The sequence below is a fragment of the Sporosarcina sp. P37 genome, assembly GCF_002109365.1.
Lineage (GTDB): Bacteria > Bacillota > Bacilli > Bacillales_A > Planococcaceae > Sporosarcina.
The window spans coordinates 1,804,773-1,827,233 of record NZ_CP015349.1 but is presented as its reverse complement, the minus strand read 5'-3'; the positions used below and the strand labels follow the sequence as shown (position 1 = coordinate 1,827,233).

At 43.5% G+C, this 22,461-nt stretch carries 20 protein-coding genes and 1 pseudogene; 15 read left to right on the top strand and 6 right to left on the bottom strand.

Annotation, left to right across the window (positions count from 1 at the left end):
- The 7 genes from walK to SporoP37_RS09445 all read left to right on the top strand — a co-directional run bounded on the left by walK (position 1) and on the right by SporoP37_RS09445 (position 7,392).
- On the top strand, positions 1-1,824 hold the full coding sequence (walK, locus tag SporoP37_RS09475; protein WP_081243434.1) for a cell wall metabolism sensor histidine kinase WalK: 1,824 nt from the start codon (positions 1-3) through the stop codon (positions 1,822-1,824).
- The gene (locus SporoP37_RS09470; protein WP_081243433.1) at positions 1,815-3,143 is read left to right on the top strand and encodes a YycH family regulatory protein; all 1,329 of its coding nucleotides are present in this window, start codon (positions 1,815-1,817) and stop codon (positions 3,141-3,143) included. Before walK ends, SporoP37_RS09470 begins: the two co-directional genes overlap by 10 nt.
- Positions 3,130-3,942: a two-component system regulatory protein YycI gene (locus tag SporoP37_RS09465; RefSeq protein WP_085430814.1), complete on the top strand. Its 813-nt coding sequence runs from the start codon at positions 3,130-3,132 to the stop codon at positions 3,940-3,942. The genes SporoP37_RS09470 and SporoP37_RS09465 overlap by 14 nt, the downstream gene beginning before the upstream one ends.
- Positions 3,943-3,953: 11 nt before the next feature.
- Positions 3,954-4,742: an MBL fold metallo-hydrolase gene (locus SporoP37_RS09460; protein ID WP_081243431.1), complete on the top strand. Its 789-nt coding sequence runs from the start codon at positions 3,954-3,956 to the stop codon at positions 4,740-4,742.
- Between the two features lie 106 nt (positions 4,743-4,848).
- Positions 4,849-6,072: a S1C family serine protease gene (locus SporoP37_RS09455; protein WP_081243430.1), complete on the top strand. Its 1,224-nt coding sequence runs from the start codon at positions 4,849-4,851 to the stop codon at positions 6,070-6,072.
- A gap of 411 nt (positions 6,073-6,483) precedes the next feature.
- Positions 6,484-6,963, top strand: a complete 480-nt coding sequence (rlmH, locus tag SporoP37_RS09450; RefSeq protein ID WP_085430813.1) for a 23S rRNA (pseudouridine(1915)-N(3))-methyltransferase RlmH — start codon at positions 6,484-6,486, stop codon at positions 6,961-6,963.
- Between the two features lie 162 nt (positions 6,964-7,125).
- Positions 7,126-7,392 (top strand): hypothetical protein, encoded by a 267-nt coding sequence (locus tag SporoP37_RS09445; RefSeq protein ID WP_085430812.1) that lies wholly within the window; start codon positions 7,126-7,128, stop codon positions 7,390-7,392.
- Positions 7,393-7,501: 109 nt separating this feature from the next.
- On the opposite strand, the gene SporoP37_RS09440 is transcribed toward SporoP37_RS09445, so the two are convergent.
- Positions 7,502-8,377, bottom strand: a complete 876-nt coding sequence (locus SporoP37_RS09440; protein WP_085430811.1) for a 5'-methylthioadenosine/S-adenosylhomocysteine nucleosidase — start codon at positions 8,375-8,377, stop codon at positions 7,502-7,504.
- Positions 8,378-8,911: 534 nt separating this feature from the next.
- Here SporoP37_RS09440 and SporoP37_RS09435 point away from each other — a divergent pair.
- On the top strand, positions 8,912-9,826 hold the full coding sequence (locus SporoP37_RS09435) for a DMT family transporter (RefSeq protein ID WP_085430810.1): 915 nt from the start codon (positions 8,912-8,914) through the stop codon (positions 9,824-9,826).
- 85 nt (positions 9,827-9,911) lie between these two features.
- On the opposite strand, the gene gshAB is transcribed toward SporoP37_RS09435, so the two are convergent.
- The 3 genes from gshAB to SporoP37_RS09420 form a co-directional block, all read right to left on the bottom strand.
- Positions 9,912-12,173 (bottom strand): bifunctional glutamate--cysteine ligase GshA/glutathione synthetase GshB, encoded by a 2,262-nt coding sequence (gshAB, locus tag SporoP37_RS09430; RefSeq protein ID WP_085430809.1) that lies wholly within the window; start codon positions 12,171-12,173, stop codon positions 9,912-9,914.
- Positions 12,174-12,461: 288 nt separating this feature from the next.
- Entirely contained in the window at positions 12,462-13,295 is an 834-nt protein-coding gene (gene fghA, locus SporoP37_RS09425) for an S-formylglutathione hydrolase (protein ID WP_085430808.1), read from the bottom strand.
- 4 nt (positions 13,296-13,299) lie between these two features.
- A complete protein-coding gene (locus tag SporoP37_RS09420) occupies positions 13,300-14,418 on the bottom strand; it encodes an S-(hydroxymethyl)glutathione dehydrogenase/class III alcohol dehydrogenase (RefSeq protein ID WP_081243420.1) in 1,119 nt (372 codons plus the stop codon).
- Between the two features lie 126 nt (positions 14,419-14,544).
- Between SporoP37_RS09420 and SporoP37_RS09415 the strand changes: the two genes are divergently transcribed.
- The 3 genes from SporoP37_RS09415 to SporoP37_RS09405 all read left to right on the top strand — a co-directional run bounded on the left by SporoP37_RS09415 (position 14,545) and on the right by SporoP37_RS09405 (position 16,254).
- Entirely contained in the window at positions 14,545-14,907 is a 363-nt protein-coding gene (locus SporoP37_RS09415) for a winged helix-turn-helix transcriptional regulator (protein ID WP_085430807.1), read from the top strand.
- A 100-nt stretch (positions 14,908-15,007) separates the two neighbouring features.
- Positions 15,008-15,520: a YehS family protein gene (locus tag SporoP37_RS09410; RefSeq protein ID WP_085430806.1), complete on the top strand. Its 513-nt coding sequence runs from the start codon at positions 15,008-15,010 to the stop codon at positions 15,518-15,520.
- Positions 15,521-15,576: 56 nt separating this feature from the next.
- Positions 15,577-16,254 carry a peptidylprolyl isomerase gene (locus SporoP37_RS09405; RefSeq protein WP_085430805.1) on the top strand — a complete coding sequence of 226 codons (678 nt, stop codon included), beginning with the start codon at positions 15,577-15,579 and terminating at the stop codon, positions 16,252-16,254.
- Positions 16,255-16,494: 240 nt separating this feature from the next.
- Here the strand turns inward: SporoP37_RS09405 and SporoP37_RS09400 are convergent.
- Positions 16,495-17,262, bottom strand: a pseudogene (locus SporoP37_RS09400) (DUF817 domain-containing protein).
- 143 nt (positions 17,263-17,405) lie between these two features.
- Here SporoP37_RS09400 and SporoP37_RS09395 point away from each other — a divergent pair.
- Positions 17,406-18,182 (top strand): TatD family hydrolase, encoded by a 777-nt coding sequence (locus tag SporoP37_RS09395; protein ID WP_232329739.1) that lies wholly within the window; start codon positions 17,406-17,408, stop codon positions 18,180-18,182.
- Between the two features lie 45 nt (positions 18,183-18,227).
- Here SporoP37_RS09395 and SporoP37_RS09390 read toward each other — a convergent pair whose 3' ends face one another.
- The gene (locus tag SporoP37_RS09390; RefSeq protein ID WP_081243415.1) at positions 18,228-18,713 is read right to left on the bottom strand and encodes a hypothetical protein; all 486 of its coding nucleotides are present in this window, start codon (positions 18,711-18,713) and stop codon (positions 18,228-18,230) included.
- 339 nt (positions 18,714-19,052) lie between these two features.
- Here SporoP37_RS09390 and isdC point away from each other — a divergent pair, with 339 nt between their 5' ends.
- The 3 genes from isdC (at position 19,053) to SporoP37_RS09375 (ending at position 22,432) form a co-directional block, all read left to right on the top strand.
- Positions 19,053-19,709 (top strand): heme uptake protein IsdC, encoded by a 657-nt coding sequence (gene isdC / locus SporoP37_RS09385; protein ID WP_231293225.1) that lies wholly within the window; start codon positions 19,053-19,055, stop codon positions 19,707-19,709.
- A 2-nt stretch (positions 19,710-19,711) separates the two neighbouring features.
- On the top strand, positions 19,712-21,124 hold the full coding sequence (locus SporoP37_RS09380; RefSeq protein ID WP_085430804.1) for an NEAT domain-containing protein: 1,413 nt from the start codon (positions 19,712-19,714) through the stop codon (positions 21,122-21,124).
- A gap of 90 nt (positions 21,125-21,214) precedes the next feature.
- A complete protein-coding gene (locus SporoP37_RS09375; RefSeq protein WP_085430803.1) occupies positions 21,215-22,432 on the top strand; it encodes an NEAT domain-containing protein in 1,218 nt (405 codons plus the stop codon).
- The last annotated feature ends 29 nt before the right edge of the window (positions 22,433-22,461 follow it).

Below are 22,461 nucleotides of genomic sequence, written 5' to 3'. Positions count from 1 at the left end.
ATGCAGAAAGTAGGGTTTTTCCGGTCAATTCAAGTCAAGTTTGTTTTGATTTATGTACTTCTCATACTTGTAGCCATGCAGATTATCGGGCTGTATTTTGCCCGTGAACTGGAACAAACACTGAAAGAAAACTTTACGAACTCGATTGTAGACCGGATGAACCTGGTCGAGTTCAGCGTTCGGGAAGAAATTACAAAAAAGCGTAAAGACGATGATCCGACACTGGAACAAAGCCTGAAAAACGTTCTGGCGGAGTTCACTTCAGATGATATTATTGAAATACGTGTAATTAACTCGAAATACCGTATTTTGGCATCGTCTTCATTTGAAAATCAAACGAGGGTCGGGCAGCATTCGACCAATGACAATGTGCGTAAGTCCATCACATCAGAGACGATAAAAGACGTCGTGGAAATTGATCCGCAGTCGCATAACCGGGTGCTCTCCCTCGCTAAACCGATCTTTAATGGCAATGAAATTGTAGGGTCCTTATACGTGGAAGCCAATATCGAGTCCGTCTTTCAGCAAATCGAAGAGATCAACCGAATATTGGCGGGAGCCGCGGCCGTCTCACTGACCATTACAATCATTGTGGGAATCTTCATTGCCCGGGCATTTACCCGTCCTATTTCGGATATGCGGCGGCAGGCACAGGCAATGGCAAAAGGGAATTTCACACGGAAAGTTAAAGTGTACGGAATGGACGAGATGGGTCAGCTGGCCATCGCCTTTAACCACTTGACCAATCAGCTGCAGGAATCACAATCTACAACAGAGAGTGAAAGGCGGAAACTGACATCCGTTCTTGAAAATATGACAGACGGTGTAATATCGACTGACCGTAAAGGGCGGATTAGCCTGATTAACGATTCTGCCCTGCAAATGCTGAATGTAACAAATGATCTGGTCATCAACCGTCCAATCGCCAGTATCCTTGGAATTGAAGATGAGTATACGTTTGAAGAGCTGATTCAACTAAATGAGTCAATACCGCTGGACTTCAGTACAGAAGAGCAATCATATATATTGCGGGCGACCATTTCTGTCACGCAGCGTGAAACTGGCTTTGTCAACGGTCTGATTGTCGTATTGCATGATAATACGGAGCAGGAGAAGATTGACATGGAACGCCGGGAATTTGTATCGAATGTATCCCATGAATTACGGACACCGCTGACAACAATGCGAAGTTACTTGGAAGCATTGGCTGAAGGGGCATATAAAAATGAAGAAATCGCCCCGAACTTTCTGCGTGTTACACAAAATGAAACAGAGCGGATGATTCGCCTGGTCAATGACCTGCTGAAACTATCCCGAATGGACAGCAAAGAATATGAACTGAACAAAGAATGGGTGGAATTCAACCGGTTCTTTAATGCAGTCATTGAGCGCTTTGAATTTTCCAAGTCGCAAAATGTCCGTTTTACACGAAACTTGTATTCGAGCAGTCTGTTTGTTGAAATTGATACCGACAAATTAACGCAAGTACTCGACAATATCATCTCCAATGCGCTGAAATATTCGCCAGACGGCGGAGAAGTCCGTTTTGGCGTGACTGTCTCGGGTGATTATATTAAAGTGATGATTTCAGATGACGGAATGGGAATCCCGAAATCCAATGTCAATCGTATTTTTGACCGTTTTTACCGTGCAGACCGTGCGCGTTCACGAGCACTCGGCGGAACAGGCCTCGGCCTGGCAATCGCGAAGGAAATGATTGCAGCGCACAAGGGAGATATTTGGGCACAAAGTGAAGAAGGGAAAGGCACAACCATTTTCTTTAAACTGCCCTTTGAACAACAAGAGGACGGTGAGTGGGATTGAAACGCATCGAAACAATTAAATCTATTGTGCTGTTGTTGCTCGTCTCGCTGAGCGTCCTGTTCACGGTTACGATCTGGAACTATTCGCCGAATTACGAACCGCTTGAGCAGTCACAAACTGTAGATATATCTATATCGAAGAAAAAGACAATTGATGAAATTATTAAGCCATATAAACTGCTTACCCATTTAAAAGATCAGGTGCTGGGTTCTGTAAATACGGAAAAGATTGATACTATTCTCGCTGAAATGAATACATGGCATCTGTCGAATTTGCAGCTGGTAAGCCAGGATATGAACAAAGCAGATATTGCGAGGGTCCTGAGGCAGCCCAGCCAGATGACACTTTATTTTCCCGGCGAAGTGCCTATGCTGGTCTATGATAATGTACTGCTTGTCGATGATACGAGTATACCGGAGGCCACATTTAACCGGCTCGTCATTGACTGGAGCCGATCGACGCAGGCACCAGTTATTCATATGCTAAGTGAGATCAGCGGCCTGCATTACCAGGCGCAAGTGACATTGCCGAATAAAACGAGCTTCTTGCGCAACGTAGTGGATGTGGGCCAGTCATTTGAGGAATATGCGGAAATCGACCGGGGCAATGCAACATTTCTGGCCGTGCCAAAAAATCCTGTAAAGGTTACACGCAATACGTATTATCAGGAAGAAATTAATCCGCTTCGATTCCGCGATGCACTGTTCAGTGATCCAAACGCAGTACGGCGGAGTCAGGTGGATCCGACCCACGAGGAATACGGGGACGACCATGCTTTTATGAATGTCAATACAGAGATCAAAAGGCTGAGTTATGTCATGCCCGCGGTGGAAAGCCAGGAAATTGCGATTCCATCCGAACTGCTGCTGAATACAATTGATTTTGTCAATGAACACGGCGGCTGGACTGATGAATTCCGCTATGCCTATATGAATCCAATATCCCGTTACGTAAAGTTTCAGCTGTACGCCGAGGGTTTGCCGGTCTTCAGCGAACATTCAGGCACGAATGAAATTACGGAGACGTGGGGGGATAACCGGGTCTTTAAGTATATACGTCCGTACTACTCATTGGACGTTAATATTGAGGCTGTAAAAGAGGAGCTGCCTTCAGGAGTGGAAGTGGCGGAAGCTTTGCGTGAATCAGAAGAGCTGGACTTTGAGCTGATCGAGGAAATCACACCGGGTTATTTCATGATTCATGACGTGGAGAAAAAACTGATTATTTTACAGCCATGCTGGTATTATCTGATCAAAGATAACTGGCTGCGCTTTATGCCGGGTGACTTGCAAGGAGGTGGATCGAGTGGATTGGAATAGAACCAAAACAATTTTCATCATCGTCTTCTCGATCTTGAACGTCTTCTTGTATTGGCTGTATCTGGATAGGCAAATGGGTGTTGGAGATATGCAAGTGCTCGGGAAAACATCCGTAGAAGAAACGCTTCGGCTTGAAAATATTACGTATGATCCAATCCCTTTTAGTAAAAAAGAGGTCTCTTATTTATCTGCTCATATCGCGACATTTTCAGAAGAAAAACTTGATAAGTTAAGCAACCAGTCATTCAGCTGGGATGAAAAGTCCAGATTACTGTCCCGCATGAAAAAGAAAGTAAGTATCAAGAATGATGAAGGTGAACTGGAGTTTGACGAGTTTTTGAGCAAATATGTGCTCAAAGGCGAAGAGTATGTACTATGGGAGGCGGATGAAGAAGATCAACGTGCTGTATTCTTTCAGCGTGTAAAAAATGAAACGATATTTTACAGTCCCAACGCCATGCTAATTGTTCATTGGGATGATGACGGGAAAGTCACGCATTATGAACAGCGCATGCTGGAGGAGTTTTTAAGCTTCAATCATAAAAAGGACTTGCTGTCGCAGGACGATGCAGTGACTTCACTTGTTACGCGCGGCTATCTCCAACCTGATTCCACGGTAATGCAGGTGAAATCAGGTTATTCAACACTCGTTCAATTGACGGAGACCCAAGTATTTGCACCAACGTGGAACGTTCAGGTAAAATTGAAGGACGGAACGATTGAACATTACTTCATCAACGCGATTGAAGGGAAAGTCATCGAGTTCCAGCCGGAGATGTTAGAAGAACAAATAGAATAGGAGTTTTCCACATGCGATTTAGCATTTTAGCGAGCGGCAGTACAGGCAACTCGCTATATATAGAGACAGATGAGCATGCTTTTCTCGTAGACGCCGGAATGAGCGGTAAAAAAATTGAAGGTTTGCTCGGATCGATCAATCGCTCCATGCAACATATTGACGGCATTTTCGTCACACATGAACACAGTGATCATATTAAAGGAATCGGTGTACTCGCCCGGAAATATAAAACACCAATCTACGCCAACGCAAAAACGTGGCAGGCGATGGACGGTCTTGTAGGTGAGATTCCTGTTGATCAGCGCTTCCATTTTGATATGGAAACGGTGAAAACATTCGGATCACTGGATATTCAATCATTTGCTGTATCCCATGACGCGGCGGACCCAATGTTTTATACGTTCAACGAAGGCGGCCGCAAACTGGCGATTATTACAGACACGGGCTATGTAAGTGACCGTATGAAAGGCCATATACAGGGGGCTGACAGCTTTGTATTTGAAAGCAATCATGACGTCAGTATGCTGCAGATGGGACGCTATCCATGGTCCATCAAACGCCGAATTCTGAGTGATGTAGGCCACGTATCCAACGAGGATGCGGCAGTTGCGATGAGCGAGGTAGTGGCCGAAAAAAATACACAGATTTATTTAGCCCATCTCAGTCTGGATAACAATATGAAAGACTTGGCGCGCATGAGCGTAGCACAGACATTGGAAGACTGCGGTATTCGTGCAGGGGAATTTGTGCATTTGCATGATACCGATGCCGCAGAACCGACCGAGCTGGTGCTAGTCTGAAGAAATTGCGAAAAGCCTTGCTTAATTAGTGAGGCTTTTCGGGTTTTCAGGCATTCATTTGGGTACAGTATAGGTAGGAATACGTTCTCATAAGGAGGAAAAGCGAATGGATGATGAAAGAAGAACAGAGTGGCAGCCCAGCCAGCCGTCAGAACCGAAACGTGAACAAAAGCGCAAAGGAGAATTTTGGCCGGCACTGTTTGGCGCATTACTGGGCGGCGCGATTGTATTTGCACTTATGACGTATGCTGCTGGCTTATCAGCTGATGACAGTGCGGTGCAGTCGGCGAAAACAGAGAATACACCTGACTCACAGCACGTACAAATACCGATGGATATCTCGTCGGAAGTAACGGATGTAGTGGATGAGGTGGCAACGGCTGTTGTCGGCATTACGAACATCCAGACTGTCCAGGACTTCTGGTCGGCCAGAAAAACGACACAAGAAGCGGGATCTGGGTCTGGCGTTATTTATAAAAAGTCAGGCGATAAGGCGTATATCGTTACTAATCATCATGTCGTTGAAAACTCCGAGCAACTGGAAGTGACATTTGATGATGGAACGAAAACAGAAGGTAAATTAATCGGCAGTGATCTATGGACAGACCTTGCAGTGGTTGAAATTGATGCAAAAGACGTGGATGCAGTAGTAGAATTTGGCGACTCAGATACGCTGAAACGCGGTGAATCCGTGATTGCAATCGGTAACCCGCTGGGACTGGGATTTGCAGGTTCAGTGACTGTCGGCGTCATTTCAGGCAAAGACCGTTCCATTCCGATGGATTTAAACAAAGACGGCATCATCGATTGGCAGGCTGACGTTCTTCAGACTGACGCAGCCATCAACCCGGGGAATTCCGGCGGCGCTCTGATCAATATGGCGGGTCAATTAATCGGCATCAACTCCATGAAAATTTCGCAGGAGACAGTGGAAGGAATCGGACTTGCTATTCCGATTAACATTGCACTGCCGATCATTGAACACTTAGAGGAAACAGGACAAGTAAACCGCCCGACGATGGGTGTATCATTGCTGGATCTTCAACAAATACCGATTCAGCAACAGCAGCAGACATTGAAGCTGCCTAAAGACATAACAGAAGGCGTTGTGGTCACCGATATTATGTCGAACTCGCCGGCTGTGGCAGCAGGAATGGAAAAGTATGATACCATCGTGCAGCTTGATGAAGAGAAAGTGACGGATATGGTCAGTCTGCGTAAGTATTTGTATAATAAAAAAGAAATTGGCGATCAGCTGAAAGTTACCGTCTACAGAGACGGTAAGAAAATGGAATTAGAAATGGTATTGAAGGACGGAAATACATTCTAAGCTGAATCAGCATTGTCCACATAGTGAACAACTTTTAGTCCACATCAGGCATCCGGCGAAAACGCGCTGTGATGCCTGATTTTTTTTGGACTTATCCAATTGTGGATAAAATCAAAATTATGTGTATAATATTGTGTAAAAGAAAATGTGTAATAAATAGTAAAAATAACGAAAGTGACAAGTGCTAAACCCTTACAGGACAATAGATTGGGGTCTTTTCATATTTCACATAAAAATGGGATTTCTATTCAAAAAAAATAGTGAGTGGAAAGTTATCCACAAATAGCTGATGGAATAGTCAGAGAGATTCACATGTAGTAGGGAACAAAATATCGGACACAATATGTAGATGCCCCTGTGGATATGTGCATAAGTATTGTGTATAACTTTTGGAGAGCGAGTGGATAAACTGTGAATATAACAATTGTAACCGTGGGTAAGTTAAAAGAGAAGTATTTAAAACAAGGGATTGACGAGTATATAAAGCGTCTGAACAGCTATGCAAAAATGCAATTAATTGAAGTGGCAGATGAAAAAGCACCCGAAACATTGAGTGAAGCCGATATGGAAATCGTCAAAAAGAAAGAAGCGGATCGAATCCTGGCGAAAATTGCTCCTGATGCACATGTCATTGCACTGGCAATCGACGGAAAGATGAAAACTTCGGAAGAATTCGCAGCCAGTATGGAATCACTCATGACGTACGGCAAAAGTAAGATAGTCTTTGTGATTGGCGGATCACTCGGATTACACAGCTCCGTCTTGCAGCGCGCAAATGAGAAGTTGTCTTTTTCCAAGATGACATTCCCGCATCAGCTGATGAAATTAGTATTGGTGGAGCAGATTTATCGGGGGTTTCGGATTATTAAAGGAGAACCGTATCATAAATAGCATAAAAAGAAGACAAAGAAAAGGAAGTAAAACCTCATAAAAAAATATCCGATAGGAACATTTTATTCTGCGTCATTTAGAGTGTTTGTGGATTGTTAACTTTGTAAAAGAGAGGTTCTTGATTATGAAAAGTGGTCGTTATTTGCTGTAGTATTTTCCTGTATGCTAGTGATCTCGGCATGCGGATCGAAAGAAACTGACAAAGAAGCGGATAATTCGTCTGGCACGAATGAAAAAAATACCGATTCATCTAAAAAAAGACTCCACCAACTATATGGGTTCATTCAAATTGAAAATGAACTTGTTAAAAGAACAAATGCTTATAAAGACGGCAAAGTGATTTATCTGAATACAGAAGCGTGGTTCTATGGCGGCGGATTGCAGTCATTGAAAACGATGATTGCAGATACAGAGGCATATTGGAATTAAAAACTTCATTAAAATGTATGTAAAAAGAAGCTGCAACCGACAAGCTGTTAGACCCTGCTTATCGGTTGCAGCTTTATTGTTGGATAAAATACGTGCAAGTTAGAATTACTTATTTCAACTTGGAAATATACTCTTTTAAAACAAGATAGACATAATCTTGATTGGCCGAAGCCGTTTCTGGATTATACTGACCGTCGTTAGTTTTGTTATTAGAGAGAATACGGATTCCTAGAAAAGGAACATTGTAACTTTCAGAAATTTGCGCTGCAGCAGCACCTTCCATTTCTTCAACAGAAGTACCGTACTTTTCATGGAACCAGTTTATGCGATCCACTTCGTTATTCCACAAGTCAGCGGATCCAATCGTTCCTTCTACAACTTTCCCTAGTTTATATTGGTCTTTCACAGCATTAGCCGCTGCCAATAATTCATCATCGCCTTCAAAGTAGCGGATCTTCTCTGCATTAGGGTCTTCCCCTGCACTGCCTTCTGAAGCCATAAGGTCCATAGGCTTCCATTGTGAAGGATCCATTCCTTCGTTTTCTTCAGCAGATGCAGTCTTCATAGAACCGATATTGACTGTCCGTTTACCTAAGACTATGTCAAATACGTGTAAGTCCGGATCATGTCCGCCTGAAGTTCCCTGATTGATAATAGCGATAGGGTCGTACTTTTCAATTGCCAATGCAGTAGCAGCTGCAGTGTTTTCCATCCCTTTACTGGTCTTTGTAACAATTACAGGATATTCATCAATAGTTCCTTTATAAAAAACAAAGTTTCCCGATTCTTCAACTTCCATGTCATTTAACTTTTCAGCGAATTTCTCTGCTTCAATAGGCATTGGCCCCTGAACAATGATCGGACGCTTTTCAGTGTCTGATGTACTTGTAGCAGCAGAGTTACAGCCTGAAACGATCGTCGCGAGAAAAATCATGCATACAATAAATCCAACTAATCTCAAGTTTCTCAAAGATATTCTCCTCATTCCTGAAATAATTTCAATCGAATAGTATTCCTCAGCTTACTGCTTTCCCCAGTACATTATAGATTTCATTAGTCTGCTCAATTATGAATGACGGTAACGGTATGATGACAGTAGAAATTCATTAGGCATTATCAAGACTTTTGGATCAATGTACTTAATGATAAAAATAGTAAAAAGAACTACTTCGATGAATACGTTATGATTATAGCAGAGGTTTTTTGTGCTTTCAACCGATATACGAACATTTATTTAAGTTATATATTTATTGTACGTTACCTAGCGCAAACAACTTTCCTGAAACTGGATAAATATACGGAGTGGCTCTGAATGACGAACAATTTGTATGAAAATAATACTTTGAAGATATAATGTCGATATGGATAAGAGCTATTGTACTTCTCCTATGTTTTAATCCGTTATACATTGCCATCCTATATGTCAGTAAGTAATCGCATCCAAACAAAAAAGTATACGAAAAGTTTACGTAAGTATAGAATAGGACAGTTGGCATATCGTTGCAGGAAGGTGGTAAATATGTTAAAAGCATATGCTTGGCTGACGCTTTGTGTAATGGTGTGGGGCAGTAATTTTGTTTTCGGAAAGATGCTGGTTCAGGACTTTTCCCCGACTCTTCTCACTTCGCTCAGACTGTTGTTTATTGTGCTATTTCTGATTGGACTATCTTCATATAAACTGCAAGTGAAACGGCTACATACATATGATTTACTGGCAGTGTTTTTTCTTGGCGTTTTTGGTGTTTTTATTAACCAGTGGTCTTTTTTCGCTGGATTAGAAACAGCCGATTCAACAACTTCTGCATTGATCTTGGCAACTACTCCCATTTTGACCGGTGTATTAGCAGGCATTTTTTTAAAAGAGAAGTTAACCATTCGTATGCTGCTCGGATCTGTTGTTGCGGTCATAGGTATTTACTTTGTTGTAGCAAAAGGGGATATGTCTTCTATTCATATCGATAAAGGTTTGTGGTGGATTGTCGTCACGATGATTACTTTTGCTATGCTGATTATCGTCACTAGACTGCTGTCCAATAGAATGGATCCGCTTGCCATTACTTTATATTCAAATGTGGTCGGACTGGTTGTGTCGGTTCCTTTCATATTTTTACTTGATACACCCATACGAATGAGTTCAAAGGTTTCAGATTGGTCCTTTCTAATTGGGACTGCCGTTGTGGTACACGGTATAGCCATGTTGATTTGGAATAATAACATCAGATACGTTGATGCTTCAAAAGCTTCTATATTATCTAATTTAGAACCTTTTGTAGCGATGATTATGGGTTTGATTTTGCTGTATAAGCCAATCACGGGTCCGGAAATTGTCGGCTCACTGTTTATAGTGGGAGGAGTAGTGCTGTCGACGTATCAGCGAAGAAAGCTAAAGCTGGCTGAAGTAACGGTGCCTTCAGCCAGGAATCATTATAAGTAAACTATTCTTTATAAAAAACGGCCTCTTTCTTTGATGCAGACGAATGTCCTGCAAAAGGAAAGGGGCCGTTTCATTCTATATATTTTTAAGTCAGTTCAGGGAACAAATAGTGGAGCACATCCGTCGTCAAGCGGCGTGATGTGCCTTTGTACGGGTAGATATGCATATACATCGAAGGATTAAAGTTCGCTTCAATGATGCCGTATGCACCCGGATTCGCCGCCGGAACATCCAGATCATCAATAATCAAATCGATGCCGCTGATTTTCGCTCCGAGTGCGGCTACTGCATCTGCTGCGATCTTCTTATACTCCTCTGAAATCTGGTCCGTTACATCAATGGAATCTCCGCCTGTGCTGACGTTGGAGTTTTCGCGCAAGTAGACGATTTCGCCGTCTGCCGGAATGGAATCCAATTGATACCCTTGACCTTTCAGCATGAGAATCTCTAATTCACCTAATTGAATCAGTTCTAACGGTGTCCGGTGGTCAGTCCCGCGCAGCGGATCACGGTTTTTTTCTGTGACCAGTTCTTTGATAGTGTGTATCCCGTCGCCCGTGACATTTGCGGGGACACGCAGCATCACTGCAAGGACTTTGTCTTGCAGCACAAAGAACCGGTATTCTGTGCCGCTCAGGAACTCTTCAATTAATATAGAAGAATCTTCATCAAACGAGATATTGACTGCCTGTTCAAAATCTTCATAGCCAGCGCCATCTTTAAAGATGGATATACCCAGTCCATAGTTTGTTGTTTTCGGCTTCACGACGAAAGGGGTCTTGGCAAACAGCTTATAGGCACGCAAAGCGTCTTCGACTGAATTAAATTCGTCGCCGAGCGGCACGCGGAAACCTTTGTCATGAAGAATTCTTTTCGTGACTGTTTTATTCTCCATAATTAAAGTGGCGATATATGTGTCTTTGCTTGTCATATTGCCGTTTTTTACGTATTCTACATGATCACCCAGTTTTAGCTCCAAAAACTGATCATGGCGGTCGAGTATTTTTATAGAAATGCCCAGCTGTATGGCATCATACATTAAAATCTGCGTCGATAACTCCATATCAGTAAAGCCGGTTAACTCGTACGGTTTCTCCCATAACTTCGTGTGTGTCTCGTTCGCAATTTCCACAGCTACCTGTCTTTGACTGCTTTTCTGGCTCTCCGTATACAGTCTGCCCGCCAAAGTTTTACTTGGATCCGCAATTCTCTCTCTCAGATCGTCAAATAATGATTCGGAAACAGGGAAATCCAGTTCTTTCGACAGCATTTCCATCCCATTGACCAATTCATAAGCTTCGGCTTCAAATTGCGTACGTGCCAGCGGGTGTTCAAGGGCTACGGCATCATTACGTGCATCGCCTGCATTGCCCCATTCGTCATTCTGAGGATCTTCGTCTTTCTGCAGAAGGTACAGCAGGAAAATATGCAGAAATTCTGCCTGTTCGTAGCTGATTCCATTCGTTTCAAAAGGATTCAAGTCTATATTTCGTACTTCTACGTAGCGCACTCCGTCGTTTATGAACTCCGCCACCTGCTCACTGCCGCGTAAACGCATTGCTGTGTAGAATTCCTTTTCTTCCACCAGCTGGCCTCTATTTACGGCGGAAGTCAGGTCTTCAATGTACTTCTGTATAGTACTGAACGATACAGCCACATCGTCGTGATTCCTGTAACCGTACCGGCTGCTGCGGATGCTTCTGACAGGCTCATTCGGCTGATCATCGCATCCGTAAAAGTTCTCTTCACTGGCAGGGGAGGCACCGTAAAAGTACGTAACGAGCCAACGATAGTACAAGTAATTCCGCGTCAGTTTTAAATAAATATCTGTCTTAAACCGGTGGTAATCATCCGTCTCCGACTGCAAATCAAACAGCGTCCGCAACAGGTCATCGCTGAATTCAAAGTTGAAATGAATTCCGCAGATCATTTGTTTCCGGCGTCCGTATGAGTTAGCCAAAGAGCGGCGATAAAGAACATTTTCACTATTGTTCAATTTAGCAATCACGATGTCTTCCTCTTTTTCAGGCAACGCAGGGGGCATGCTTAACGGCCACAGCATTTCTTCCTTACCCATGGAACGATAGGCCACGTCGTGAATGCTTGACAGGCAATTGAATAATTCATCCAGCGTATCCAGAACCGGAGTGATTAATTCCATTTGGGTCTCTGAGAAATCACGCTGAATATACGGATGGCCATCACCCATACCAATCGCTGCGGGATGATCCGTCGTCGCTAAGTTCCCTGACAGATCTACCCGCTGACCTTCTTTTTCTATACCGTAACGGGCTTTTGAAACGTATGGCTTCACTCGTTCATCGGCTAACATCTTTTTTAGATCCATCGCAATTATCCCACCAATATCATATATTTTTACTTCCGTTCTTCTATCTTAATTCATATCTCCTTAAAAACAAAAATATCCACACTGCAGGCAATGTGGATAATTTGGCTTGTAAGAGTATCGGACGGCATCGTTGACCAGCGCTTCTGCAGCTGCATTTGTTTGCCGGTCAACTGGCATGCCTCTTTAAAATCAGCAAGTTGAAAGTGCGCAAGGAACCTGTTTTTGAATGTATAACAATCAAAAGAACTGTACCCGAGCCTTTCCAACTCACAGCATAAAAACCACTTACTTCAAGTGCTTCATATGAAAATTAAAATGCTGTTCCAGGAAGGAAGAGATGAAAAAGTAGCTGTGATCATAGCCTTCTGCTTTGTTATAGTCCACGGCCTGACCATGCTGCTCGGCATTCTCGAGGAACGGCTTTTCATTCAACTGTTCGGGATAAAAGCCATCTGAAGTGCCTTGCGTAATGAGAATCGGCGGCATGCCTTCTTTTTTCACAAGCTCGGCCGTATCCCACTCTTTCCAATCTGCTTTGTTTTCACCCAAGTAAGTTGAGAATGCTTTGATTCCCCAAGGAACATCGCTCGGACTGGAAATAGGGGAGAAAGCAGAAATCGCTTGGAAACGATCTGCATTTTTCATGCCGATCATTAATGCCCCATAACCGCCCATGGAGTGCCCCATAATACTTTCTTTCCCTGAAAAGTGCGGAACGAGAGTGGAGGCGATGTTGCTTAATTCCTCCGTAATATACGTATACATCTGATAATTCTCTGCCCACGGCGCTTGCGTCGCGTCTACATAAAAGCCCGCTCCCTGTCCAAGATCGAAAGCTTCGTCGTCGGCTATGTCTTCTCCGCGCGGCGACGTGTCAGGAATGATGACTGCTGCCTGATGTTTTTCTGCCAGACGCTGGAAACCGCTTTTTTGACTGAAGTTATCGTCTGTGCATGTTAATCCAGAAAGCCACCAAATTAAAGGAATTTCTTTTTGTTCTTTATTTGAGGGCAAGTAGATGCTAAATGTCATGTTACACTTTAGGACTTCTGAGTAATGGTTGTATTTACACTGTTCTCCGCCAAAAGAGCGTCTTTGCTCAACGCGTTCCAGACTCATGTTCTCACTCTCCGTATGTTAAAATTGTACGAATGGATTCACCTTTATGCAGTAAATCGAATGCTTCGTTAATGTCTGTAAAGTTCATCTGATGTGTTATAAACGAATCCAAGTCAATATCACCGTTCATATAGTCTTCAATCATGCCCGGCAGTTCTGATCTGCCTTTAACGCCGCCAAATGCAGATCCGCGCCATACTCGGCCTGTGACTAACTGGAATGGACGGGTATGAATTTCTTTGCCTGCAGCAGCAACGCCAATGATAATACTTTCTCCCCAACCTTTATGACAGCATTCAAGTGCAGCTTTCATCACTTCGACATTTCCGATACATTCGAAGCTGTAATCAACGCCGCCGTCTGTCATTTCTACAATGACTTCCTGAATCGGCTTGTCATATTTAGAAGGATTAATGAAATCAGTGGCACCCATCTTCTCTGCCAGTTCGAATTTATCTTCATTTAGGTCAACCGCAATAATACGGCCAGCTTTTGCCTGCTGTAATCCTTGAATAACTGCCAATCCGATAGCTCCCAGGCCAAAGACCGCCGTTACAGCGCCTTCTTCAACTTTTGCGGTGTTGTGAACAGCCCCGATGCCTGTAGTGACTCCACAGCCGAATAGACAAACTTTATCAAGCGGCGCGTTTTCATCGTCGACTTTAACTAAAGAGATCTCTGATACAACAGTATATTCACTGAATGTACTCGTTCCCATATAGTGATAAATAGGTTCTCCATTATAAGAGAAGCGTGTTGTACCGTCTGGCATTAACCCTTTACCTTGTGTTTCGCGGATTGCGCTGCACAAGTTTGTTTTACCTGACAGACAGAATTTACATTTTCCGCACTCAGGTGTGTAGAGCGGAATCACGTGATCTCCAGGCTTGACGGAAGTTACGCCTTCACCTACAGAGACGACCACACCGGCACCTTCATGACCTAATACGGCAGGGAATACTCCTTCCGCGTCATCACCGGATAGTGTATATGCGTCTGTATGGCAGACGGAAGTGTAAAGAATCTTAACTAATACTTCGTTAGCTTTTGGCTCTTCTACATCGATTTCTACTATCTGAAGCGGTTCTCCAGGTTTGAATGCAACAGCTGCTCTACTTTTCAAATGAAGCCCTTCTTTCTATTGTTTTTTAGTGTTTACATTCCCATCATTACATACTATAATTCATCATGCAATACTGACTGTTTTGTCACTATGGACATGAATAATAGCAGAAAGAAGTGGAATGATATGGTTATTCATTATAAAGATAAAACGTATTTCACTAGCAAGGATTTGGCATTATCCGTAATAGGCGGACGATGGAAAATCGCAATTATCTGGTGTCTGCTGCAGGAATCTCCATTACGGTTAAGCGAGATCCAGAAAAAGCTTCCTGACGCGAATCAGCGCATGCTGATCAGACAGCTGCGTGAGCTGGAAGAGGACAACATTATAACGCGCTATGTATATCCTGTAGTGCCGCCTAAAGTGGAATATCAATTAAGTGAAATCGGCTTGCTTCTGAAGCCTGTTGTTACTTCAATTTGTGATTTTGGCGATCAATTTATGGATTCAATAGAAAACGACAACCGTGACAGCGCAGTAGAGTAAATTCATTGCTGTGCATCGTCTGCGTGAATGACGACAACAGACAGCCCATCCAGTTATACTGAACATATAGCAACAAACTAGAAAGGGTACAGGTGATTAGATGAACAATAATGATGTGCTGAGCAGATTACGCTATGCACTGGATCTGAAAGATTCGGCTATGGCAGAAATCTTCGCGCTCGGCGGAATGGAATTAAAGAAAGCAGAAGTGAAAGAAATGCTGACGAAAACGAATGATGACAGTACGGATGAAATGCAGATGAATGAATACGCAAAAGAAATCGATAATATTACATTGGAATCGTTTCTAAACGGGCTGATCAGTTTGAAAAGAGGAGTGCGCGAAAATACGGAACATGCTCCGCAGCCATTCCTTATGTCAGAAGAAGGTCATCGGAATGTAAATAATATCTTGCTGAAGAAAGTTAAAATTGCACTTTCTCTTACAAGTGAGGATATGCTGCAAATCCTGGAAGATGCAGGAGTGATAATCTCCAAAAACGAATTAAGTGCGGTGCTTCGTAAAGAAGGCCACCGAAACTATAAACCATGCGGCGATCGGTATGCACGGAACTTCTTAAAAGGATTGGCTATGCGATACCGAAATCAGTGATAAGATAAACAGCAGTAGGTAATGGAAGAAAAAATGGCAGGGAGTGTGGAACGAATATGCGCAATAAAGCGTGGTATTTCATAATAAGTGTCATGGCATTGGCGATTCTTTTAGCGGGCTGCGGAAAAACAGCTGAAAATGGGCCGGCGGATACACCGAAAGAACAGCCGAAGGAAGAATCTAAAGAGCAGGCAGTGGATTATTCGGCAGATGTGAAAGAAAACCCAATAGTGACAATTACAATGGAAAACGATGAAAAAATCGTATTGGAGTTAGAACCGGCAGTTGCTCCAAATACAGTAGCGAACTTCATTTCATTAGTGGAAGACGGGTATTACGACGGTTTGATTTTTCACCGTGTCATTCCAGGCTTTATGATCCAAGGAGGAGACTCTTCCGGTGATGGCTCGGGCGGACCAGGACATGCAATCGATGGAGAGTTTACATCAAATGGTTTTGAAAACAATATGAAGCATGAGCGCGGCGTCCTGTCGATGGCCCGTACGATGGATCCAAATTCCGCGGGTTCACAATTCTTCATTATGACTGACGACACAGCTTCTCTTGACGGAGAATATGCAGCCTTCGGTAAAGTAATAGAAGGTATGGAAACAGTAGACGCAATCGTTGCCGCTGAAACAGATTCTGCGGACAAGCCGGTTGAAGAACAGAAGATGAAAAAAGTTGAAGCAGACACTAAGGGCTTTGACTACCCTGCACCGGTCACCCATTGATTATAACAACTATAAAACGCAGCAGGCCACTGAGCTTGCTGCGTTTTTATTGAAGAAATGCATGCTGTATGGATTCTGCCAGGCAGGCGATTTATTTCCCGTGCAATAACTCTTCGGGCACTTTTCTTTACCGCTAAAAAAGTATCATCAATTGAAAAACCGTTTGGCGGGATCTACTGCCTTCTTCCACTGGGCAGAGTTTTCTTCAAAAGGAACTGCCTGATATTGGCCTAAGCATATTTAGCTCTTCTTGATTTGTTTCAGTACAGCTACGATCAGGAAGCTGACAATGACTAATAAAAGCCAGGAGCTCAATTTTCCAATACCGACAACATGCCATGCTGCGCTTTGATTTGGATAAGTCCATGCCCCGAAGAACGTTGCGATATTCTCTGCAATCTAGACGAAAAAGCCAATTAAAGCAAATGCAAGCGTCAGAGGCATCCGATAACGTGTGCCGTTTACCTCATAGCTGACGGATGAACGCCAAAATAGCAGAAGTACAAGTGCGGATAACCACCAGCGAACATCGATCCAGTAGTGGTGTGTGAAGAAGTTGGCATAGATTGCAGCAGCCAGCGGACCCACCGCCCAAAGCCTGGGCCATTGAATCAGACTGACGTCTAATCTTCTCCACGCCTGGCATAAATAGCTTGCGACACTCGCGTACATAAAGCCGCTGTATAACGGCACGTCCAGTATTTTAAAATAGCCCACTTCCGGATAAGACCAAGACCCCATGTGCACTTTAAAGATTTCCAAAGTCAGTCCGAGAATATGAAACAGTGTAATCACTTTCAGTTCGTCGCGTGTTTCAAGTCCTGATTTCAGCATCCGCCATTGCACAGCGATAAAGATGAGTAGCAGCCAATCGTACCTCGGCAAGAAGGGAAGAGGAATGACTTGAGTGAGTGCAAGTGAACCAAAAATTATTACAGGAAAGATGCAGGAAAGCGCCTGTTGCCAGCCGAAATAGAAAAGTTGCTGCATAGAGTGCAGTGCTTTCATTTGTAACGCGTGCAGATTCATACGTCACCGCCTACTTTTTCGTAATGGAAAGTAGTATGACGCTGAGATGAGTGGTTAGGTTCACTGCATGCAGGCGTTTCACGTGGAACATCACAAAATTGAACGAAAGAAGGCTGATAACTGTGAAAAGGTATGTGATAGACTCTCATATTCATCTTGATATGTATGAAGAGAAAGACAGGGGAAAGATTTTGAACGAACTAGATGAGAACGATGTGACGGCACTAGTGGCAGTCTCAAATGATTTGGCCTCTTCTTACCGGCAGCTGGAACTTTCCGGCATTGACAGCCGAATTAAAGCGGCAGTCGGCTACCACCCGGAACAGGCTGTTCCTGCAGATGAAGAGCTTCAGACAATCCTGCACGTCATCGATCAAACAGAACATCGTCTGACTGCTATTGGCGAAGTGGGGCTGCCGTATTATTTGCGTCAGCAGCAGCCTGAGATGGACATGGCACCTTATTTGGATATGCTGGAATGTTTTGTTCAAAAAGCGGCAGAGTATGAGTTGCCGATTGCGCTTCATGCAGTTTATGAAGATGCGGATATTGTTTGTGATTTGCTGGAGGTGTATAACGTGTCACGGGCACATTTTCATTGGTTTAAAGGTGACGACTCTGTGCTGCAGCGAATCATTGCTAACGGATATATGGTATCTGTCACCCCGGAAGTTACGTATCGGCCGAAGATTCAGCACATAGTCCAACAGATTCCGCTGCTTCAATTAATGGTCGAATCGGATGGTCCCTGGCCATTTGAGGAATCCTTTGCCGGGAAACTGACACATCCGTCGATGTTGCATGAAAGTATAAAAAGCATAGCAGGTATCAAGAGAATGAATGCAGAACATGTATACAATGAAATCTACGAAGCCACGCGCCGGTTCTATCGGATATAAAGCAGAGACATGCCATGTCCCTGCTTCAAAGTAAGTTCAGGCCCGTCAGCAGAGTACAATAATTCTATGGGGAGTAGTCTGTGCCGGAATACTTCTGGAACTTGTATCATATATAACGACCAGATTTCGCTGTGCTATATTTCCTTTGAATGATTGACCGTTCGTTAATAGGATTTCTGTTTGAGGAGACAGATTGATTTGAAGAGTGCCGTCGCTGCTTTCCAAACGCCGGTTGAAATAATCCACTTTTACATGTTGCCTGCGTGAGTCTTTGCACATGACCAGCGCTCTGAATTGCGGAGGATAGATGAAAGGGGTGGGCGCATCTGCATCGTAAAAACCTGTCACTCGGTCGCCTGCCTTGATTTTTACATGATCGACGAAGTATGTTGTCGGTTCCACCACAAAGTTCACCACATTTCCATATCCATTATCGACTGTCATCATTAAATAACAGCCATTCTCGCTGTCCCGTCCTGTTGGAAACTCATGAATTACCATGACTGCACCGCTAAAAGCTTGGATGTTCATTGTATTACCCCTCTCATTCGTAAATTACATCTATGTATCTTATGCGAATCATCGTTACTGGTGACAGAGTGCATGGATACGTCCGAAAAATGAAATAATTTTCCAATACTTATTGACTTAACTGTCAGGTAGAGATATATTAAATGATAATAGTTCTCAATCATTATCTGCATTTGCCATAACTTTGACACAATATAATTTTTGGGTAAGCAGCTTGTCTATCAAGCCGGCAACTGTTTATGAGATAATTTAGAAGTGGAAATTAAACCAATGATTGGAAAGCAGGTCATTAGGTTTATACAGCGTAAAAATAAAGAAATGAGAGGGGATTATGAATACGTGAGAAAAGCATTTCTGTCCTTCGCAGCAGCAGCCATTTTCGTATTGATGATTGGACTGCCGCAAGCGTCAGCTAAATTCGCAGATGGGACACAGTCATTACATTATCAAGTAAATCAGCCGGACAGCAGTTCAGCTTCTATTGCAGATGGCTATTTTCAGAAACCGGCACTCGTGACGGTGACGAATGGATCAGCCATAGTACAGCTTACACTGAAGGAAAGTTCTTGGATTACCAAGTTTGAACCGGAAGGCGGAGCAGTCGTAGTCAATGAAGATCTAAAGGCAAACACGCGCGTTGTGGAGTTTACCGTAAAAGATATTTCAAAACCGGTGAAAATCCCTATGAAAGTGGATGTTGATGAGATCAATTACCACCATGAATATACGGTTGATCTAGTATTTAAAGAGAACAGTCAAGTGAAGCCGCCGGCAGTTACACCGCCAGCTTCGACAACGACACCGCCCGCAGTAAAAAGTCCTTCTGCAAAACCGGGCACTAGTACAAGCACTGTAACCAGCAGGCATTCTACTGAAAGAAAAGTAGCAAATCCTCAAACAAGTGATTCAACGCCGTACCTATTAATCTTTGCATTAGCAGGTTCTGCATTTTTATTGTATAAAACCAGATTCCAAAGAAAACAGGGGGAACAATAATTATGACGAAAAAACCATCACGTGCGACGAAATTAGTGCTAGCTTCATTGCTTGCAGTATCAATGGCTATCCCAACTGCGGCATCGGCAAACGTAAGTACAAGCAATCAGGCGGCGTCTGTTCTGCAGGCGGCAGTTGCTGCTGAGCAAGTTATTGATTTTCATGTATATAAATCAGGAACAACCGTGCCGGAGCCTGCTATCAGCAGTCATATCCTGCCGCAGGGGACGCTTGTTGAAAAAGACGGCGTAACCTATGCGAAGTTAACGATTCCTGTTAAGTCTGCAGCTATGATCGCGGGTCTTCAAACACAACAAGGGGATGAATTGGCTGACGCAGCAGAAACGAAAAATGCTGACGGGACTACCACGTATACTTTTCCAATCGAAGCAGAAAAAATTTATTCGGGGAAAATTCATGTGAAAGCACCTGGGCATGAAATGCGTTATGGTTTTGATTTCAAAGCAGAAGTCGCTAAAACAGAAGCCGAGACAGTTACAAAGGTTGGCGTAAAGGTGTATAAAGACGGGACAAAAGAAGAGTCCATCATGATGGATTATATGTCGCCGACTGCATTGGTGAAAAAAGTGGCAGACGGCAATGAAGTAACGGTTTCATTCCCGAAAGGCCATTATATTCAATCATTTAAAATTGCGGGCAAAGAAATTCCTGTCGCGACAGAAGACAAAGCAACGAATGAACGCACGTATACATTTAAAGTGGCGGATCTGACAAAGCTGGTAAACGCAGATCTTCATGTAATTGTGAATGAAGGGCCTGTTAAATACGACGCAAATCATAAAGTGCAGCTTGATTTCAGCAATTCCGTAAAGCCGGCACCGACTCCAATCGTAAACCCGTTCAAGGATATCGATAAAGACGGCAACAAGGAAGCGATTCTAGCTCTTTACGGCAAAGGGATTGTAAAAGGGGCGGAAACATTCAATCCGCGCAACAACATTACACGTTCACAGTTTGCGCTGATGGTTGCACGTGCATTGAAACTTGAAACTGCTAAGTCTGCCGGATTTAAAGACTTAGGTAAAATCACGGATAAGGAACGCGTCAGTGCAATCAATGCCCTTGCAGAAGCAGGCATTGTACAGAAGAATGAGAAGTTCAATCCGAACAATACATTGACTCGTCAGCAAGGTGCGTTAATGCTGTACCGCGCAGTGAATTATGCAGCGGGCAAAGAGTTGAATATTGGCGATACAAGCCTTTCTTATTATGCAGACGGTGCAGTCATTACAGACCCTGAATCGAAAAAAGCATTTTCTTTATTGTATGCCGGTAATATTATGACAGGCTCAAAGCAAGCTGACGGCAAAGTTCTAATCAAATCAGGTGATTCATTACAACGTACGCAAATGGCCAAGATTTTACACGGCTCTTTGGAGTTCATGAATAAATAAGAGGAAATGCAGATACTTCCTTTCGCTTTTTAAAAAAGCGGAAGGAAGTTCCTGTCGTTTTACACAGGATGTAAGGAGAGTACGCCTGATATGAAAAAAATCATCTTTTTGCCTTTGCTGCTGTTATTCATCTGTGCGTCGCATCCTTTTCCTTCTGTACATGCAGAAGAACGGAAGATGATTGCAAATGGCAAGTATCAAGTTGAACTAAGTTTTTTGTCACATGAAATCACGGGTTCGGATGTTTTATTTGGCAAGCAGGCCCTTTTAACTGTGAAAGAAGGCCGCTATACGTTATCGGTTCCAGCGAAGAGTGATCACATTCTGACAAAGGCGACCGCTGTACAGCAGGGGAAAAAAACAAATACTTGGCTGGACAGGGCGGAAAATTTAGTTCAGTTTGATATAAAAGATGTACAGCAACAAGTTGAACTAACCGGCACGTATCGCCTGGCGCAGGAAAATATTCACCAGCCGTTTTCACTGAAATTGGCGATCTCAAAACAATCGCTGCCGAAATTTGAAAATGTGCAGTCAGAGCCAATGATCCGGCAGGGAAATGATACGCTTCACTACGAATTGCTGAAAGACGGAAAGCCATCCGCGATGATCGACTATATGAACCCCGTACTGCGAGTCGTTGAAAAGAATCATCGGCTCTATGTGCAGATGGAAATCCTTCAGCCTGAACGGGTGACGGGCTTTATCGCAGAACAGCATGGAAAGCTTGAAGAGCCTAACGTAGTAACGGACGCGGAAACGCGTATTATAGAATTTGAAGTGAAAGATTTCCCGAATAAAGTCCGTGCACAAATGAGGATAAAGAATCCAGAAAAAGACTATGAGCACGAAGAGGCAGTGTCTATAGTATTCGATCAGAAGCAGGCCTTGAAGTTTATGGAAAATGAACGGCAGGCGGCATCGGACAGCACAGCCATTTCTTCATTGACCAGGCGGACAGAGCAACCAGCGAAGATTGCTGTTGCAGCGAAAAAAGCCCCGGCAGCTGAAAAGCAGGACAAAGTAAAAGAAACAGGGAATACAGAAGACACACCGCCTTACGTGAGTCCGTATGAGGAGCAATTGGCATTCGACCGGATGAAGGATGTAAAAGAAAAAGAATCGGATCAGCCGGTCGCACAAGCAGCGGATGAGCCTTCAGTGGAGCCGGCAGTAAGTACTCCGAACGGACAGGATGTATCGTTTGATCTGATGAAAACGGGCGGCCTGTTGCTGCTCTGTCTGTTGTCGGGAATCTTATTAATCCGCCGGCTGACAAAGAAAAATAATGGAACGACCAGTGAATAACGAGTGGAGGATGACGATGTGCGAAGAAA